The 17,392-nt window shown below is 40.1% G+C and carries 15 protein-coding genes, 1 tRNA gene and 1 pseudogene; 2 read left to right on the top strand and 15 right to left on the bottom strand.

Annotated features, from left to right (window positions below):
* From BMX21_RS19440 to amrA, 3 genes are all read right to left on the bottom strand, one after another.
* Positions 1-506 (bottom strand): hypothetical protein (locus tag BMX21_RS19440; protein WP_207647650.1); only part of this gene is annotated, 506 nt, incomplete at its 3' end.
* A gap of 210 nt (positions 507-716) precedes the next feature.
* Positions 717-1,598, bottom strand: coding sequence for a radical SAM protein (locus BMX21_RS15550; RefSeq protein WP_092045743.1), 882 nt, complete (start codon positions 1,596-1,598; stop codon positions 717-719).
* A gap of 152 nt (positions 1,599-1,750) precedes the next feature.
* Positions 1,751-3,136 (bottom strand): AmmeMemoRadiSam system protein A, encoded by a 1,386-nt coding sequence (amrA, locus tag BMX21_RS15545; RefSeq protein ID WP_092045741.1) that lies wholly within the window; start codon positions 3,134-3,136, stop codon positions 1,751-1,753.
* A gap of 334 nt (positions 3,137-3,470) precedes the next feature.
* On the opposite strand from amrA, the gene BMX21_RS15540 reads away from it, so the two are divergent.
* Complete coding sequence (locus BMX21_RS15540) at positions 3,471-3,920, top strand: hypothetical protein (RefSeq protein WP_022756042.1); 450 nt, start codon at positions 3,471-3,473, stop codon at positions 3,918-3,920.
* A 144-nt stretch (positions 3,921-4,064) separates the two neighbouring features.
* On the opposite strand, the gene BMX21_RS15535 is transcribed toward BMX21_RS15540, so the two are convergent.
* The 12 genes from BMX21_RS15535 to BMX21_RS15480 all read right to left on the bottom strand — a co-directional run bounded on the left by BMX21_RS15535 (position 4,065) and on the right by BMX21_RS15480 (position 16,735).
* The gene (locus BMX21_RS15535) at positions 4,065-4,910 is read right to left on the bottom strand and encodes a YitT family protein (RefSeq protein WP_034453657.1); all 846 of its coding nucleotides are present in this window, start codon (positions 4,908-4,910) and stop codon (positions 4,065-4,067) included.
* 324 nt (positions 4,911-5,234) lie between these two features.
* Positions 5,235-7,031: an ABC transporter ATP-binding protein gene (locus BMX21_RS15530; RefSeq protein ID WP_092045739.1), complete on the bottom strand. Its 1,797-nt coding sequence runs from the start codon at positions 7,029-7,031 to the stop codon at positions 5,235-5,237.
* 159 nt (positions 7,032-7,190) lie between these two features.
* Positions 7,191-7,712 carry a YcxB family protein gene (locus BMX21_RS15525; RefSeq protein ID WP_092045738.1) on the bottom strand — a complete coding sequence of 174 codons (522 nt, stop codon included), beginning with the start codon at positions 7,710-7,712 and terminating at the stop codon, positions 7,191-7,193.
* Positions 7,713-7,800: 88 nt separating this feature from the next.
* Positions 7,801-8,076: a DUF6896 domain-containing protein gene (locus tag BMX21_RS20215; RefSeq protein WP_092045736.1), complete on the bottom strand. Its 276-nt coding sequence runs from the start codon at positions 8,074-8,076 to the stop codon at positions 7,801-7,803.
* Between the two features lie 34 nt (positions 8,077-8,110).
* Positions 8,111-8,184 (bottom strand) — tRNA-Met (locus tag BMX21_RS15515).
* A gap of 272 nt (positions 8,185-8,456) precedes the next feature.
* Entirely contained in the window at positions 8,457-9,761 is a 1,305-nt protein-coding gene (locus tag BMX21_RS15510; RefSeq protein WP_092045792.1) for an MATE family efflux transporter, read from the bottom strand.
* Positions 9,762-10,010: 249 nt separating this feature from the next.
* Complete coding sequence (argS, locus tag BMX21_RS15505; RefSeq protein WP_022753504.1) at positions 10,011-11,783, bottom strand: arginine--tRNA ligase; 1,773 nt, start codon at positions 11,781-11,783, stop codon at positions 10,011-10,013.
* Positions 11,784-12,022: 239 nt separating this feature from the next.
* Positions 12,023-13,528 (bottom strand): polyamine aminopropyltransferase, encoded by a 1,506-nt coding sequence (locus tag BMX21_RS15500; RefSeq protein WP_092045734.1) that lies wholly within the window; start codon positions 13,526-13,528, stop codon positions 12,023-12,025.
* A gap of 41 nt (positions 13,529-13,569) precedes the next feature.
* Positions 13,570-14,697, bottom strand: a complete 1,128-nt coding sequence (locus tag BMX21_RS15495) for a DUF4178 domain-containing protein (protein WP_177174068.1) — start codon at positions 14,695-14,697, stop codon at positions 13,570-13,572.
* 4 nt (positions 14,698-14,701) lie between these two features.
* Positions 14,702-15,040 carry an adenosylmethionine decarboxylase gene (gene speD / locus BMX21_RS15490; protein ID WP_022753501.1) on the bottom strand — a complete coding sequence of 113 codons (339 nt, stop codon included), beginning with the start codon at positions 15,038-15,040 and terminating at the stop codon, positions 14,702-14,704.
* Entirely contained in the window at positions 15,040-15,732 is a 693-nt protein-coding gene (locus BMX21_RS15485) for an epoxyqueuosine reductase QueH (RefSeq protein ID WP_092045730.1), read from the bottom strand. Before BMX21_RS15485 ends, speD begins: the two co-directional genes overlap by 1 nt.
* 97 nt (positions 15,733-15,829) lie before the next feature.
* On the bottom strand, positions 15,830-16,735 hold the full coding sequence (locus BMX21_RS15480; RefSeq protein ID WP_092045728.1) for a TrmH family RNA methyltransferase: 906 nt from the start codon (positions 16,733-16,735) through the stop codon (positions 15,830-15,832).
* A 395-nt stretch (positions 16,736-17,130) separates the two neighbouring features.
* Between BMX21_RS15480 and BMX21_RS15475 the strand changes: the two are divergent.
* Positions 17,131-17,392: pseudogene (locus BMX21_RS15475) on the top strand (UPF0236 family protein); the annotation flags it as partial.

Raw genomic sequence — 17,392 nt, 5'->3', positions numbered from 1 at the left:
ACTGGTGGCGCTACATCAACTGCAGGTGCTTCTTCCATTACCGGCATTTCTGGCATTGCTGCCTCTTCTACTGGTGGTGCAACTGCTTCTTCTACCGGAGGTGCTGCCATTTCTTCAACTGCAGGTGCTGCATCTGCTGCCGGCGCTTCTTCCATAACCGGCATCTCCGGCATTGCCGCTGCCTCTTCTACTGGTGGCACTACCATTTCTTCTACAGGAGGTGCTGCCACAGCTTCTTCTACCGTCGGAGCTACAATCTCTTCTACTACAGGTGCAGCATCCACTGCCGGTGCTTCTGCCACCGGCATATCAGGAATAGGATGATCCAAAGGTATATTATCAAGAGCCATCGCAGCTTCCACCGCGGCCTGAGCCTGAGCAATATCATCGGCTGCCTCTGCAACTGCTTCGCCGCCCTCGTTCTCTTTCATTGCAGCAAGAAGATCATCAACACTAGCTTCCGACAAATCTTTTCCGAGCATATCCTGAACACTTACACCTTCCATGGAGACTCCTTTCATTCACTTACCAAGAAAACCAAGCCGATACAGATAGCCGCTTATCTCCTAGAATCCAAAACAAGCAAAGCTTCCCGGCCCATAACCTGCGACCTTAATAAACGTACATAGAACCGTACATTACTTTTATCGTAAGAAAAGCCCCAAAACATTACCTTTTTACAAAAATAATGCTTTGAAGCTCTTCTGTTAATATCATCAGCAATTGCCGGTATAAACATACTTTACATATCTTCTTCCAACCTCTGCGCACTTATAGACAAGATCTATATCCGTAGGAACTTCGCTCTCCATCTTGTACCTTGGAAAAAATCTTGTGATATGCCACACGATATCGTCCTTAGACTTGATCGAAGCGATCCATCTGCCCATTTTCTCTATATCTTCAAGACTATCACTTATCCTGGGGACTATCAGAGTTGTAATCTCAAGATGGGTATCGGCTGCAGCTCTTTTTATAAAATCCATCACCTGTTCAAGGTCTCCGCCAAGTTTCCCTTTATATATCTCTTTGGAAAAAGATTTAAGGTCAATATTCATAGCATCGATATAAGGAAGGACTTTTTCCAAAATATGTATATCCGCATGGCCGTTACTAACAAGAACATTGACCATATCCTTTTGATGTACAAGCCTGCCCGTATCTACAATATACTCCCAGAAAGTAAGCGGCTCGTTGTAGGTATAAGCAAGACCGATATTTCCTCTTGGAACGTAATACTCAGCAAGTTCGCACAGCTTATCCGGCATTAGTATCTTCGTATCAAGCTCTCTTTTTGATATAGATATGCTCCCAGCCATCACCCTGTTATCAGAGTCCATCCCTGCCTGAGCGATCTCATAATTTTGGCAAAAAGGACACCTTAGATTACATCCAAAGCTTCCAACAGATAGAATAAGAGACCCTGGATGAAATCTTGCAAGAGGCTTTTTCTCAATAGGATCAAGCGCTATCGATGTAAGCACCCCATAATTTATGCACTTTATCCGGCCTCCTTCGTTCTTCCTGGCTCTGCAAAAGCCAGTCTGACCTTCCGAAAGCCTGCATTTATGAAAACATACATCACAGTTAACATCCATACCAAACCTCATAAACATTGCGCCGGCTCATCTGGCTCTTCTTACATATAACTCGCCTGATCTTACCATCCCCCAAGTGCAGCACCACCCATTATGGGGCCTAGCTTTATAAAATCAGTGGTCATACCGCGCTTTAAAACGATAATTTACTATCAATGATGTCTTATGACTTCAAATCTTTGAAGATCCACCTTCTCATATTCTCCGATTCCTGCCTTACGCTTAGCAATAGCTATCTGATCATCGACATTGTCAACTCCGTCAAGGTCAGGAAGAAGAAGTCCTCTCCTATAGCCATTTGTAACTATCACTCCGTATCTTTTTACATCAAGCATAGCTTTAGAATCTATATCCTGAGCTTCTCCAAGTACGTCAACGCTGTATTCAAGCTTATCAAGCTCATCCTGCGTAACAGGCTCAAACCTCGGATCTTTGGTTGCTGCAGATATGGCATTTTGAATGATCTCCCTAGCCACGCAGTCACAGGTGGCAGCTATAGTTCCAATACACCCTCTAAGACCGCCCCTTATATGAAGAGATACGAAAGTTCCTGCACTTTGTTCATACATCTTGGGTGGAAGATCATCAGGCACATCTATCACGTATCCATCTTTTATATAGGTCTCAATAGTCTTTCTTGCAAGTTTTACATAAGGATCTTCCATAGCTTTTTTCTCCAAAAGAGTCTTCTTTTCAGCTTCCAGATACTTATCAAGATATCTGGCATCGTCATCATCACCTATTACCTTGTAAGTGCAGATTCCGTATCCAACTCCCGTTACATCCTCATGTGACAGCTTATGAGTCTTAACTTTGAGACCGTCTAATGCTCCTCCCATTATGACAAAAGATCTGTGGCCGCACTCAGCCGCCTTATCACACAGATAGGGATCAAAAGAAAGTAGCTCTCCAAAAGCTCCCCTTCCCATGCAGTCCATGATCTTTTCATCATAAACAGGGCCGCTTGCATCAAAGCCGTAAGGCCCGTCATCTTTGAGTTTGTGGGACAGGTCTCCGCTTGCAACATATAATACCCGCCTTCCAAGTTCATCACTGGCTTTCTGAACAAGCTTACCAAACTTATAATGGTCAGCAAAAGAAATCCCGGATATCCCAAGACGCACCAGCTTAAAATCAGTATATTTCTGCATTATGAAATAAAGCGGAACGATCGTTCCATGATCAAGAGACTTATCCCTCTGGCCCATGTAACCTGCAGGAATGTCCTCATCTTCAGAAAGTTCACATATCTTAGAGCTAAGCTCAGCATCATACAAAACACTTATCTTGACATTAGGTGCACCAAATCTTCCCATGTCTCCTGAAGCCTCATATCCGGGTGAGATATGAAGATAATCAGAATACATAACGCTGTGAGGAGACGAAAGCACGATCGTCTCAGGCTTAAGAGATGCCACAAAATCAGCAGCCTCCTTATAAGCAGCCGTAGTCTTACTGATAACACTCTCACCGCCCCTTCCCACATCTGGAATAATAAGCGGAGGATGAGGAACCATAATGCCACCAACTATACTCATATACACCTCCAAGGCAATATCAGCGTTAGATTGTTATCTGCCAATACCATTATAAAACAAATCAGTACACGGAAGATACAGCAGCATCAGAAAGTTTGTTTATCATCTAATAATCATATTTTTATATTTTTTTGTAAAAAAGCTTTATTTTTTGACGTTTTTATGATAATATAAGACTACCTTATAATATGTTTTTGCAAGAAATCTTACATAAGTATTGACTTAGATTTAGATAACCGGGAATTCAAATTCGCAAGGAAGCCTTTTTGATTCCTTTCATGCTTTTCAAGGAGCCTTTCAAGAATATGGATATCCGCTCCGGAAAGGAGTTCATATGCAAGTATCATCAGTAACTATGAACAATGCTGATCTGTCAACAGCGATTCAGTCCTATCAGAAGGCTCTTAGAGATGACAAAGTCCAGCAAGCACAAAGCCAGCAGACCAAACTTCAGGAAAAACAGGATGTCGCTTCCAAGGAGGCCGATGCCGTTGTTTCTTTAAGTCAGGAAGGCAAGGATGCTTACCAGAAGAGTCAGATGGTTGCACAGTCCAGTGAATCCGACGCGTCCAAAGACCAGTCAAGTTCTCAGGATCCTTCAACCAAAACTTTCCCGGAAGGAACCGTTAAGCAGCTATCCCCACAGCAGACAGACAACGATCCTGTTCGCAATGAAGTAGCTATGGCCAATGCAAAGTCAGGCCAGGAATCTGTTAACAATGCTTCGAAGCTTGAAAACTTCGAACTTAATCCAGCCATTAACCCTATGCAGGAAACTGCATGATATCCGTATTGTAATACCCCACTACACCGGCCGTTTTCCCCAAACGGCCGGATTTTTTTTAGCAACTGCACCATCCAAGTGCGAAGTTTGAATTAATCAAAAAACCACCTGGATAAACCAACATCCAAGTGGGTATTTTAGTAATTAGAATATTCTTTCAGAAAGAGACTTAGAGCGGTATCTAACCTCGTTGACATCATAGATTGTCATAAAGGCTTGAGGATCGACTTTCTGCATGTAGTTCATAAGCTGCTGGTATTCTCTTTTATCAACTATAACGATTATCTCATTGTGCTTCTGCATTCTGTATGCGCCGTAGGCTTCGTAGATAGTTGCGCCACTGTGGAGATTCTCAATTATAAATTTCCTGATCTCAGCTTCTTTTGGTGAAGTGATGCACACACGCCTTTTACGATTGCGGTTGAATATGAATTCATCCAGTATCACTCCGTTGAAATAGCTTCCAAGGATACTTAGGATGACAGTCTTGGAATCATAACATAGTGCTGCAGAGAATGCTATTGTAACGCCTACTATCGTAGCTGCCCTGCCAAGTTCCATATGAAGGTATTTATTGAGGATCATTGCAAGAATGTCAGTTCCTCCTGATGATGCATTTAAGGAAAAGAGGATACTGATACCTATACTAACAGTAAATATGTATGATAGTACGTCAAGGGCCATATCTCCTGTAAGTGACTGGTTATCAGGAAATACCTTTTCAAATACCCCAAGAAGTACAGGAAGCAGTATCGAGGTATATACTGTCTTTATGCCAAACTCATGACCACAGGTAAGAAAACCTATTATCAAAAGAATGATATTTAAACAAAGAGTAATCTGAGCTATTGAAAATGGAATCAGATTGGATAGTACTATAGAAAGTCCGGATACGCTGTTAACTGCTGTATGGCTTGGTATCAGGAAGAAAAATACCGCAGCAGCGATAATAACTGTTGCAAGGGTTATCACTATAAACTCCTTGATCATATCTACAGGGTTCTTTCGTAAAATATCATCATCATTTTTGGAATCAGCTACCTTTGATCTGGTATCTGTATTTTTCTTAGTATCTGATATTCTTTCACCAGATATATTAGTATCTGACATATTAGTGTTCATCGTATTATTAGCTAACATATTATTATCCATAATATTAGTATCCATAGTATCCAAATCTTCTGTTTCTTTCTCCAGATTCTTTATATCTTCAGCAAGCTTATTATCATCGTTTAGCTTTTTCATTATTTTCCCTTTATATTTCTTATTTTATGAGATAGGTGTCAAGAGTTCCTTTGGACGCCTTATGATGCATTAATCAAGCTGCGCCATACGATTCCACAACTTATAATATGTTCCTTCTTTAGCCAATAGAGACTCGTGGGTTCCTTCTTCCATGATTCCCTCTTTACCAAGGACTATGATCCTGTCAGCATTTTGAACAGTTGTAAGTCTGTGCGCTATGGTTATGGTAGTTCTGCCCTTAGCAAGCTTTTCAAGGCTATGCGTTACATAAAGCTCACTCTCATTATCAAGTGCAGAAGTTGCTTCATCAAGTATCAGTATCTTAGGATTTTTGAGAAATACTCTGGCAATTGATATTCTCTGCTTCTGACCTCCCGAAAGCTTAACGCCTCGTTCGCCTATATAAGTATCCATGCCATTAGGAAGTCTGTCAATAAACTCATTGGCTCCTGCCATCACAGCAGCTTCCTCAATCTCTCTATCACTGGCCCCCGGTCTTCCATATGCTATATTATCACGAATAGTACCGCTAAATAAATAAACATCCTGCTGAACTATTCCAATTGACTGTCTAAGGCTTTTCAGAGTCACTTTACTGATATCCTGACCATCAATATCTATATGGCCTTTAGTGACATCATAGAACCTTGGAATAAGGTTACAGATAGTAGTCTTGCCGCCTCCTGAAGAGCCTACAATAGCAAGATTCTCTCCAGGACTTACATTAAGATTGAAATCATGAAGAACCTTGTTGTGATCATCCGGATATTCAAAATTAACATTGTTAAAACTTATGCCGCCATCTGCGACATGGATATCTACTGCATCTGCCGAATCCTTAATATCTATAGGTGTATCCATTATCTCTATAAAACGCTCGATACCTGTCATTCCGCGCTGGAACTGCTCTGCAAACTCCACTATCCTTCTGATGGTGGCAATAAGCGTTGATACATATAGAATATATGCAACCAGATCGCCTGCGCTTATCAGATCATGGATCAGGAAAAGACCTCCTCCTAGTATCACTACTGTATACATAAGACCATCAAACAGCCTTGTGGATGTACCAAAGGTTGCCATAGCGTAGTAGAATCTCTTCTTGATAGTCTGGAACTTTATATTACCTTCTTCGAATTTCCTCTTTTCCTCGTCCTCACCGGTAAAAGCCTTGACTATGCGCTCTCCAAGAAGGCTTTCTTCGATCGCTGCATTAAGTTCTCCTACCTGCACTCTTTGAGCCTTCTGTGTCTGACGAAGCCAGTGATTTATTTTCACAGATACAACGAACATAACCGGTAGGCAGGCGAAGATCATAAGTGTCAGAGAAAGTGATGATCCTGACAGGATTATAAATGATACAACCATCTTGATGCCCGCTATGAAGAACTCTTCCGGACAGTGATGAGCGAACTCAGTAACATCAAAAAGGTCATTAGTTATACGGCCCATGATCTGGCCTATCTTGTGATTGGAATAATAAGTGGCAGAAAGCCTCTGAAGATGCTCGAAAGCATCACGTCTCATATCAGTTTCGATATACACGCCCATGATATGACCCTGGGACTGCATGAAGAAGTTAGCTCCGGCATCCACGAGTCTTAATAGAACATACAAAACGACAAGCTTTAGTAAAATAGCTACCGTAAGCGGCTGTGTATTACCAAGGGCAGAATTGGTAAGCCTTCTCATGATCATAGGAAGGACAATATCGCACAGAGTAGTAAGTGATGCAAACAAAAGATCCAGAAATAATAGTCCGCGATACTTTTTGATATACGGAAGAAATCTACCGATCAGCTCCCTTGATGAATAAGTCTGTTTCCCTGTATTAGCCTCAATCTTTGCATTGCTCTTTTTAGCCATATATCCTCCCACAAATAGAACAGGTCATTTGTGGTAATGACCTGTAACAAACTGCTTTTGCAAGATTAAATTATATTCTATTTGTGGGGATTAGGATATAGGAAAGTTAAAATTTTTGACCTTAATTTAAATCAATCTTCAAATATATCTGTAGAATAATTATTTCTTTGAATTTCTGGCGTTGATTTCTTCCATCTTTATGTGAAGAAAATTGATAAGTTCTTCGCTACAGTTTCTCTTATCAATCGCAAAATACTGTTTAGATGATGGCAGAAGCAAAATATATTTGTCATCTTCTATTGTTGAATAGATTGCTTCATAATTCATTTTACTTAATGTTGAAGGAGTAGAAATCTCAAAGTTCTCATCGTAAAAAGTATAATGTATGGTAGCATCCTGTAATGCAATATTTGTTTTATATGATTTCTTTATAAGGGATGATCTAATCAAAAAGAATATCGGTAACCATATCACACCAATTATAAGAAAGGTAATTGCGAATTTTTTGTCTCCTCCTATCATAAGCAAAAGCAAACTAAAGAAAATTATTAGTGCATCAAGTCTATATAATTGCATCATTCTTTTTTTATCACTTTTTAGATGTGTTCTTGATACTTCCTTAATTGTTTCATAGGTACATTCAACATCTGTTTCAAGCGGCATATTTATATTTGAATCCATGTTATTTATTCTCCTTTTCAACTTCTTATCGTAACTCTCTAAAATCAACCTTTTTATTTTGCTGTAAAGACTCTTTTTTTAGACTCAGCTAGGCCCAATCAAAATAATACTGGTTCTTATATTTATACAAATAACCATCTTCTTTCAGATATTTTTCACACTGTTCGAATATATCTTTACCATCCAAAATCTTGCCCCCTGATCCAGATGTATTATTCAATGTACGAGCCATCTTAAATGGATCAATTCCACACCAGAAATGAAGGTACCCAAAATCCCAATCGATTTTGGGTATTCCATTTTCATGACTAGAGCCCCCTCTCCACCATGATAGTTTCTGATTTAATTTACTTCTTGTATGCAAAAACCCCAGACTCAAAAGTCTGGGGTTTTATTAGTAGCGAGAGGGGGATTCGAACCCTCGACACCGCGGGTATGAACCGCGTGCTCTAGCCAACTGAGCTATCTCGCCATGTCAGTATTTATCAGTGGTGTGAAGCGGTGTCGCTCACAACCGACTCGTATAATATACCTCGAATCAAGTTTAATGTCAACACATTTTTTCAAAAAAATTATAAAATTTTTTAAGGTTTATTTTACTCCGTTTTTACGATAACAGCACGCCCGGAGACTCTTCCTTAAAGGAGCCTTCCGGGCGCTATTTTACTGCATTTATTCCGCTTTTAAAGACGCATCATATGACTAAGGATCATTTTCACTTAAGCATACAGATATTTGCACACATCATGCCACTCTATGATCAAGCCACTTGCCACTCATAAATCTTATAGTAAAAAATACTCCTCTTACAAACCAGTCAGAGAACATTCCGCACCATACAGCAACAGGTGATACGAATCCAAATACATGTACCAGTGCTATAGTAACACCGACTCTGACCGTCCACATGCTTATTACAGACAATATCATAGAAAATCGCACATCTCCTGCTGCCCTCATACCATAAGCCGGCAGGAAGGCAGGAACCCAGAACAGCGGCTTTACAATTGTTATAAGGCCGCACATATACATGCAAAGCTTGGCACTTTCATAATTCATGCCACCAAGACTCGTGATAGGTCCTCTAAGCGCAAATATAAACAGGCAACTTAATATAATAGCAATCTCAGCCCATACCGCCATCTTCTTAACATAATATCTTGCTTCATCTTTTCTTCCGGCGCCAAGACTCTGTCCCACAACAGTCATAAGACCTATTCCTACGCCACAGGCTGCAACTCCGTTAACATTCTCCATGATATTGGTCATAGCCTGAGCTGTAATAGCCACGGTACCCATAGTGGAGACTGTAGACTGGATCACAAGCTTACCAAACTGGAACATAGAATTCTCTATTCCATTAGGGATTCCAAGGGCCAGAACTCTTTTGATAAGGTATCCCTGAGGTCTGATAGTTCTATAGTCTCTTATGCTTATCATCTGATCCTTGTTATGAAGATAGGCAAAAACTACAATTGCAGACAGCCATCTTGAGATAAAAGTAGAAAGCGCAGCTCCTGCGACTCCCAGTCCGAATACATAGATGAATACCGCATTGCCGGCAATATTGATAAAGTTACATACGATAGATATAAGAAGAGGCCTTCTGGTATTGCCCTGGGCCCTATAGATGGCTGATCCAGCGTTATACAAAGCAATCCCGGGAAAAGACAATATGGTGATGAAAAAGTACACCTGCGCCTTGACCATAAGCGCATCCTCAACCTTACCAAATACCGTATTCAGGATCCCGTTCCTGAACAATAGACATATAATTGTTATTGCTACAGACAGTATAAGTGCTGACAATGACACCTGCCTTGCAGCTTCCTGTGCCTTGTCCTTATTTTTCTGTCCTATAAAATTAGAACATATGACAACGCCGCCTGTAGCAAGAGCTGCAAAGGCCTGATTGACAAGTATATTGATAGAATCTACAAGCTGAACAGCTCCAAGTGAATAGTCATCAACATTGCTGACCATCATAGAATCTGCAAGACCCATGAGAGATGTCAGAAACTGCTCTGCGATCACAGGGATTATAAGCATCAAAAGAGCGTGATTACTAAAGATATGACCATTATCGGTCTTTGACTTACTTATATTATTAGTTTTCAAAAGCTGCACACTTTCATAGTCAAAAGTTTTTAAGTTCCCTTATCATTAAAGCAGGTTCTGTGGATAATCCCAGCAGAACCTGCTTATAATTCATACATTCCTGAACATAAAGTTCAAAAATACATCTCATATTATGATGCAGGTATCAGATATATTTAATGACTACTACATCATATATAATTACATTCTCTCAGGAGCATCAAATCCCAGAAGATCAATACCAGTCTCCATAATTCTGAGAGTGTTATAAAGAAGTGCTATATAGCTCTCCTTCTTGGCTTCATCCTCTTCTGCAAGGATTCTTGTCTCGTGGTAGAAGCTGTTGAATGTATTAGAAAGGCCATAGATATATGCACAGATCCTATTAGGCATAAGCTCCTTGGCTGCGCTTTCTACTGCTTCTGCAAAGCCTGTAAGTGCAAGGCACAGTGCCTTCTCATTATCAGATCCTGATACTGCAAGGCGTGCATCCTTGGCTTTCTTGCCTGACTGCTCTTCGTACTTGGCAAGAATAGACTTGATACGAACGATAGTATACAGAAGGTATGGGCCTGTATCTCCTTCAAATGAAGTGAACTTATCTATATCAAAGATATAATCTTTAGAAGGCTGGTTAGAAAGATCACCATACTTAAGTGCCGCAAGAGCTACCTGATGTGATGTCTTCCTTGCTTCCTCATCGCTGATATCGGCATTGCCTTCCTTGATACGGCTATACATCTTCTCATCGATTTCGCTTATAAGACTCTCAAGACGCATTACGCCGCCCTGTCTAGTCTTAAATGGCTTACCATCGCTTCCGTTCATAGTACCAAAGCCTACGAACTGAAGATCTGTCTCAGGCATAACAAGCTTAGAGATATGAGCACTTCTGAATACCTGTGTGAAATGAAGAGTCTGACGCTTATCAGCTACATAATAGATAGCATCAGGATGATACTCATCCATACGCTTTTTTATAGTAGCAAGGTCTGTTGTAGCATAAAGTGCTGCACCATCACTCTTAAGTACGATACAAGGAGGAAGCTCCTTAGCATCATCTTCTCTTGTAACATCTATAACAAGTGCGCCCTGGCTTTCGTGAGCATATCCGTTGTCCTTGAAATAATCTACCATAGAAGGGATTATGTCATGAACAGTGGATTCGCCCCACCACAGGTCGAAATCAACATTAAGGTTCTTATAGTTCTTCTTAAGGTCAGATACTGATACATTAAGGATATGGTGCCAAAGAGCACGGTATCCTCTGTCTCCGTCCTGAAGCTTCTTGGTAGCTTCAAGAGCTGCTGCCTTATAAGCTTCATCCTCTTTGGACTTACCGGATGCAAGAGGGTAGATAGTCTCAAGCTCTGAAAGAGTGAATGGCGGCTCCTTAGGATAGCTTCCTGTATATGACTCATCAAAGTATGGAAGATCCGGCTTCTGAAGCTTAAGCTCTGTGATAATAAGGCCCATCTGAAGACCCCAGTCACCAAGATGAACGTCACCAATTACCTTATTGCCTGTATATCTTAAGATTCTCTTTAAAGACTCACCGATTACAGCACTACGAAGGTGTCCTACATGAAGAGGCTTAGCTACGTTAGGTCCGCCGTAATCAAGGACTATTGTAGGCTCATGACCAGGAAGATCAACACCAAATCTCTTCTCATGAAGCATCTTAACTATATAAGAGCGAACGAATTCACGGCTAAGTGTAAGATTTAAAAATCCGGGTTTTACAGAATCTACCTTCTCGAACATCTCATTGCCTGAAAGCTTAGCTGCAACTTCATCTGCGATCATAAATGGAGCCTTGTGATACTGCTTGGCACCTGCCATAGCACCATTGCACTGAAACTCACAAAGATCAGGACGGTTAGAAACGCCGCACTTACCAAGGGCTTTGTCATATCCTGCTGCCTCAAAGGCATCAGATACTTCTTTACTAATAAGGTCTAATATCTTTTCCAAAACTTTGTCCTTTCAATAAAAAACTATTAAAATCTGTATATATATGAAATTAAGCTTTCAAAATCTCTTAATGTATAATAATAAAGAAATATATGTTAGTCAAACGTTATTATTTCATTTATCCAAATATAACAATATTAAAATATTATCGTATCAAATATTCATCCGCAATTTTCAAAGAGTCATATTACTCATACTTCGCACTTGCCAAACATGCGCCGATAAACGGATACAGGTCACTAATCCCAGACTTCCTCAGCCTTGTTATAATAATCCATCAAAACAGGCCTGGTCAGCTGATTGATATCAACATCAAGATTCACTTCATCCTTGCCAAAAGTAAATAATGACGCCACATTGTCACTTGTAAGATATCTGGTCTCAACATCAAAAGTGATTTCTTCTGAAAGTTCTCTTTTGCTTGCCATATTGAATCCCCAGTCTCCAAAAGCCGGAACTTCTATATGATAAGCTTTGACATTAAAGCCTTCGCTTTCAATTGTTTTATTTATGCACCAGAATGCTTTGGTAGCATAATATGGGCTTGTGGACTGAACTACCAATACGCCGCTGTCAGTCAGGCACCCGCCGCACATCCTATAGAAGATATTGGAATAGAGTTTATTCAAAACTTCCGTATTAGGATCAGGAAGATCAACTATGATAACATCATATCTCTCACTGCAGTTCTCAAGATATTCATAAGCATCCATATTAAGGATATTAAGCTTATCAGACAGAAGGCTGTTCTCATTGATATCCGTGATATTCTTGTCAGTGCTGCATATCCTGATCATCTCTGCATCCAGGTCTACAAGGTCTATCTTCTTGACTTCAGGATATTTAAGGACTTCTCTGACTGCAAGTCCGTCGCCTCCGCCCAGGATCAGTATGTTCTGCCTTGTATCTACTTCATTCATAGGTATATGTACAAGAGCTTCATGATAACGGTACTCATCAGCAGTAGAGAACTGACAATTACCATCTATAAAGAGCCTTACATCATCCCTGTGCTTGGTCATGACTATCTTCTGATACGGTGTCTGCTCTATAAGGATAACCCTGTCCATATACAGGCCGCTTTCTACAGAATTAGATATCGTATCAGCCAGTATCATTCCAAGAAGCATAATACCTGACAGGATGATAGCAAGCATACGATAGACACGGATCCTCTCTATCCTATTGCCAAACTTCCACATGATAAGAAGGGCTGCAACTATATTCATAAATCCACACAAAAAAGATGTGGCAAAATATCCCAGCTTAGGAAGCAGGATAAGAGGAAATGCCACAGCTCCTACAAGTCCGCCAATATAGTCAAAACTAAAGATAGATGAAAGAGTAACCTTAAGATTGTTCTCATCCTGCTCTATGATCCTGGTCATAACAGGAATCTCTGCACCTGCAAAGGCTCCTATTATGATAATCTCAAGGTACATAACAACTGCATAGCCTGATATGTATATATTAGCAAGAAACAATACCAGTGAACTGATACCGCCGATAACACCTATTCCCAGCTCTATAGTTACAAATACATTAAAAAGATTTTTGGTAAAATACTTGGAAATATATGAACCAAATCCAAGCGCCGCCATATATAGGCCAATAGTCACTGAATACTGCAGTGTACTATTGCCCAAAAGATAAGAACTTACTGCGCTGATGATAAGCTCATAGCACATAGAGCATCCTGATATGATCAGGGTCGTCAGCATCAGTAGTCTGTACTTCTTACTCATAAATAACCTCTAATACAAAATATATCTAAAACAACAATTCCTTATTTGCCCCCTCCGCTGGAAGATCTTCTGGAATTGATACTGGACTGCCTTACTGAAGAGGAGTAGCTGTCATAATAGCTGCCACCTATGTCATAAATAGTCTCTCCGGTATAGGACTCATAGGCAGACGGAGTATGACTGTATTTCTTGGAATCCGAACTATAACTGGAACTGTAATAATGACTCCTGTACCATCTTGTGGTACTCTCCGAGCTTTTATATGGAGAGTTGTCCGAAGCATAGTTATACTTTCTTTTAGATATCTGGATATATACCTTGTCAGCATCATCTTCCGGATGATATATAAGGCAGTACTCTGACTTAGTAACTATGGCAATAGGAGCATCGCTTACACCATCTTCCTGGGTTACTGATTCTGTCTGACCTTCAATACCATCTATGATATCTTTGGCAACATAGTCTGTAGAATACGAAGATGATCCGCCGGATTTATATGAACCATATGAGATGCTTACACTAGTATTACCTGCACCTGTATATTCATATACATCTGCTTTTTGCTTTTCATTGCCTGTTATCGAAGTTACATACTCATAACTTTGACTTTTCTTAAGATATTTATCTATATATTTGGGCAAAGGCGGTAATGAATCCGCAATGGCAAACAATAATATAAAGATAAAAAAGGCAAAAGCCCAAAAAGTTTGACTGCCAAGCAGTTTATATATATTAAACTTAGGCTTTTTATATCCTGTTATCTGAATATCACTAAGCTCAATATATTCGCCCCTGGAATATTCTGTTCCATCATCCCATATTTCTGCAGACAAAGTATTCACTTCAGTTATATCTTCATACTCTATAAAATCAGCCTCATCGCCTCTTTCTACGTCTACATCTCCTGAGCATCCGGTAACTACCTGATGACCTCTGTCAACCTCGTGCCACTTTGAACTTATCCTTCCACGAACATCATTGGCCGGCCATGAAACAGAGTATTCTGAATAAAAATCATCCATAGACAGCCACACTTCGCCTCTATTGGTCATAAGTCTGTATTCTGTCCAGGTTTTATTGCCATCATAAGTATTCTTATAAGTTATCCATCCAATTACATGTGCTTCAACATTTTTTATCTTTAAAATAGAACCAACTTTTATATTCATATAACTATAAACTACTAATATTCCTTTCAATAATCTGAGTCTTGATCTGCGTGGCCTTAAACAGTTCCTTAAGCTTGTCTGTAATGCCTTCTGTAACAGTATCCGAGCATGAGAAGACATCTATTGCCGCATACCCGTATTCAGGCCATGTATGAACCGAAAAGTGTGAAGTAGTTATCACGGCAAAATATGTAACTCCGATGGGTTCAAACTCATGTATACACTCTTCTACTATTTCAGCTCCTACAAAATCTATTGCTTTGTGCGCAGCCTCCTTTATCGCCTCAGGATCGTCGATCATATCTGTGCAGCCATATAGATCTGCTACAAGATGCCTTGCCATTATTCATTCTCCTTTTGCATTTGTTTCTCGCGCTCTCTTTGCGCTTTGGAAAAAGAACAACCGCAATAATCCTGCCTGTATAAGCCAAACATCTTAGAAAGTTCTATAGAACGCTTATATCCATTCTTTTTCTTAAAATCAGATGGAAGGAAAACGGTGCCGTACTTATCTGCAGCTTCCTTCCCTGCTTTGTTTAAATTATCAGCATTTTTTAAAGGGCTTATGGTAAGAGTTGTAGTAAAACCGTCAAATCCCATCTCCTTAGCTATTCTGGCGGTTTCATCAAGTCTTAGTTCAAAGCACCTGATGCACCTGTCGCCCCCTTCACGGCAGTCTTCAAGTCCCTTAACCGCGCTAAGCCACTTGGAAGGATCATATTCACCTTCAAGGAAAGATATCTTTCTTGCCTTAGAATCTGAATTCATACCTTCAAAGTCATTGTCATCTATCTGCCTGTTGTAGGCTTCTATCAGCCTCTTTTCCTCTTCCACTCTCTTTACGTACTCTGCTTCAGAAGTTATATTGGGATTATAATAAAAGAGCGTTATGTCAAAATATTCTCTTAGATACTCAAGGCAATATGATGAACACGGCGCGCAGCAGGCATGAAGAAGAAGCTTTGGATATACTCCCTCCTTCTGCCTTTCTTTTATGTAATTTTCCAGCTCTTTGGCATAATTAACTTTATTCATAGCACCTGCCTATATACTTACAAAACTTTTTGGGGCACATTACGTTATACCAAAAAACTGTCCTATTGTCGATATAAAAAGATTCTGGCATCCCACTCTACAGTCTGGCGAGCTCCCAAAAGGCAACAGCGCTTGCAGCGGCTACGTTTAGAGAATCCACATCATGAGCCATGGGGATTATGACTTTATAATCTGACATCTTGATGGCTGCATCTGATAATCCGTCGCCTTCATTGCCCATTATTATAGCAAGCTTGTCTTCCTGCTTTAATCTCTCATCATCAAGTCTTACAGACTCCGGCTTTAGAGCCATAGCAGCAGTCTTGAAGCCAAGCTTGTGAAGGAGCTCAAAGTTCTTTTTTACAAGTCCTGCAGATCTCTGCCTTTCATCATTATATTCATCTTCGTCAGAATCAAGATAAGTCCAGGGGATCTGGAACACATTGCCCATGCTGACTCTGATAGCTCTTCTTGAAAGAGGATCACAGCAGCCCTTTGTTAGAAGGATGGCTTCAATATTGAATGCTGCAGCACTTCTGAATATGGCCCCTATATTAGTAGGATTAACAACTGTATCAAGGATTGCGATCCTTCTTGTATCTCTGATAAGATCAGTGACCTCAGGCATAGAAGGTCTTCTCATAGCTGAAAGGATACCTCCTGTAAGATTGTATCCTGTTATAGCTGATAGCTTGTCATGCTCTACGGCATATACAGATACCTTGCTATCACCAGATGAAAGACTCTCATTATAAGAAGTAATGCGCTCTATAAGCTCCATATATTCCGGATGGCTTAATTTCTCCTCTTCCACAAGGATAGACTCCGGTACGCATGGAAAGCTAAACGCCCTGTCTATGACTTTCAAACTCTCCGCAATAAAAACTCCGCCATCAGGTTCATAATAATGGCGAAGCTGCGACTCATTAAGATCCTTATATACCGACAATCTGTCGTCATCAAAATCTTTAATATATTCTATCTGCACCTTAAACCTCTTCATCTTGTCTAAAAACTTTATCAGTGAAATATACTCGAAGATTTCACTGAGGAACGTGTCCCCCTATACAAAGCATTCGAGTATACTGCACCATTTATTCTAACACAGAAATACCCCTGATATATTCCTTTACTGACTTCGCACTTGGATATAGCAGTATCACCAAAGGATTTGCAGAGACGGACAGTATATAGATTCTTGCCATGCTTTTTAATCGTTTTATTAACTTCATGAGCATGATAGATGGAGTTTTTCATTCTGCCCGGGGTCCAACTGGCTAGGGTAAAGTTTTTGTAGGATTAATAGATAATGGTAAAATAATTGTACACAATAAAAAAGGACAACCTTCTGTGTTAACATATTTGTTGGCAAAAACAAAAAATGCAGGAGGTGTCCTTATGGACAGTATAAAACAAATTTGGGAAGAAGTGGAAGAAAAACTTGTAAAAATTAAGGAATCTTTTGCAAAGAATCCTTTCGAGATGGCTGAGTTTGAAAGAGGAGTACATGCTCAGTTCAACAGACTCGAAAGAGATTTCATAAAGCAAACGCTTGAAGAAAAAGACAACCAGATAAGAGGCAGTCTCAAACGCTTAGACAACTGGGTTATTGTAAGGCAAGACACTAAAAAACTTCTAGCATTGTCAGGACCAATCGTCT

It is taken from the genome of Butyrivibrio sp. TB (assembly GCF_900110805.1).
Taxonomy (GTDB): Bacteria; Bacillota; Clostridia; order Lachnospirales; family Lachnospiraceae; genus Butyrivibrio; species Butyrivibrio fibrisolvens_C.
This window is presented reverse-complemented; position numbering and strand designations above follow the sequence as displayed.

Coding starts and splice junctions, on each gene's coding strand:
- BMX21_RS15550 (WP_092045743.1), bottom strand. CDS start 1,598: ATGGATGTTAACTGTGATGTATGTTTTCATAAATGCAGGCTTTCGGAA.
- amrA (WP_092045741.1), bottom strand. CDS start 3,136: ATGAGTATAGTTGGTGGCATTATGGTTCCTCATCCTCCGCTTATTATT.
- BMX21_RS15540 (WP_022756042.1), top strand. CDS start 3,471: ATGCAAGTATCATCAGTAACTATGAACAATGCTGATCTGTCAACAGCG.
- BMX21_RS15535 (WP_034453657.1), bottom strand. CDS start 4,910: ATGATCAAGGAGTTTATAGTGATAACCCTTGCAACAGTTATTATCGCT.
- BMX21_RS15530 (WP_092045739.1), bottom strand. CDS start 7,031: ATGGCTAAAAAGAGCAATGCAAAGATTGAGGCTAATACAGGGAAACAG.
- BMX21_RS15525 (WP_092045738.1), bottom strand. CDS start 7,712: ATGGATTCAAATATAAATATGCCGCTTGAAACAGATGTTGAATGTACC.
- BMX21_RS15510 (WP_092045792.1), bottom strand. CDS start 9,761: ATGCTTATAATCCCTGTGATCGCAGAGCAGTTTCTGACATCTCTCATG.
- BMX21_RS15500 (WP_092045734.1), bottom strand. CDS start 13,528: ATGAGTAAGAAGTACAGACTACTGATGCTGACGACCCTGATCATATCA.
- BMX21_RS15495 (WP_177174068.1), bottom strand. CDS start 14,697: ATGAATATAAAAGTTGGTTCTATTTTAAAGATAAAAAATGTTGAAGCA.
- speD (WP_022753501.1), bottom strand. CDS start 15,040: ATGGCAAGGCATCTTGTAGCAGATCTATATGGCTGCACAGATATGATC.
- BMX21_RS15485 (WP_092045730.1), bottom strand. CDS start 15,732: ATGAATAAAGTTAATTATGCCAAAGAGCTGGAAAATTACATAAAAGAA.
- BMX21_RS15480 (WP_092045728.1), bottom strand. CDS start 16,735: ATGAAGAGGTTTAAGGTGCAGATAGAATATATTAAAGATTTTGATGAC.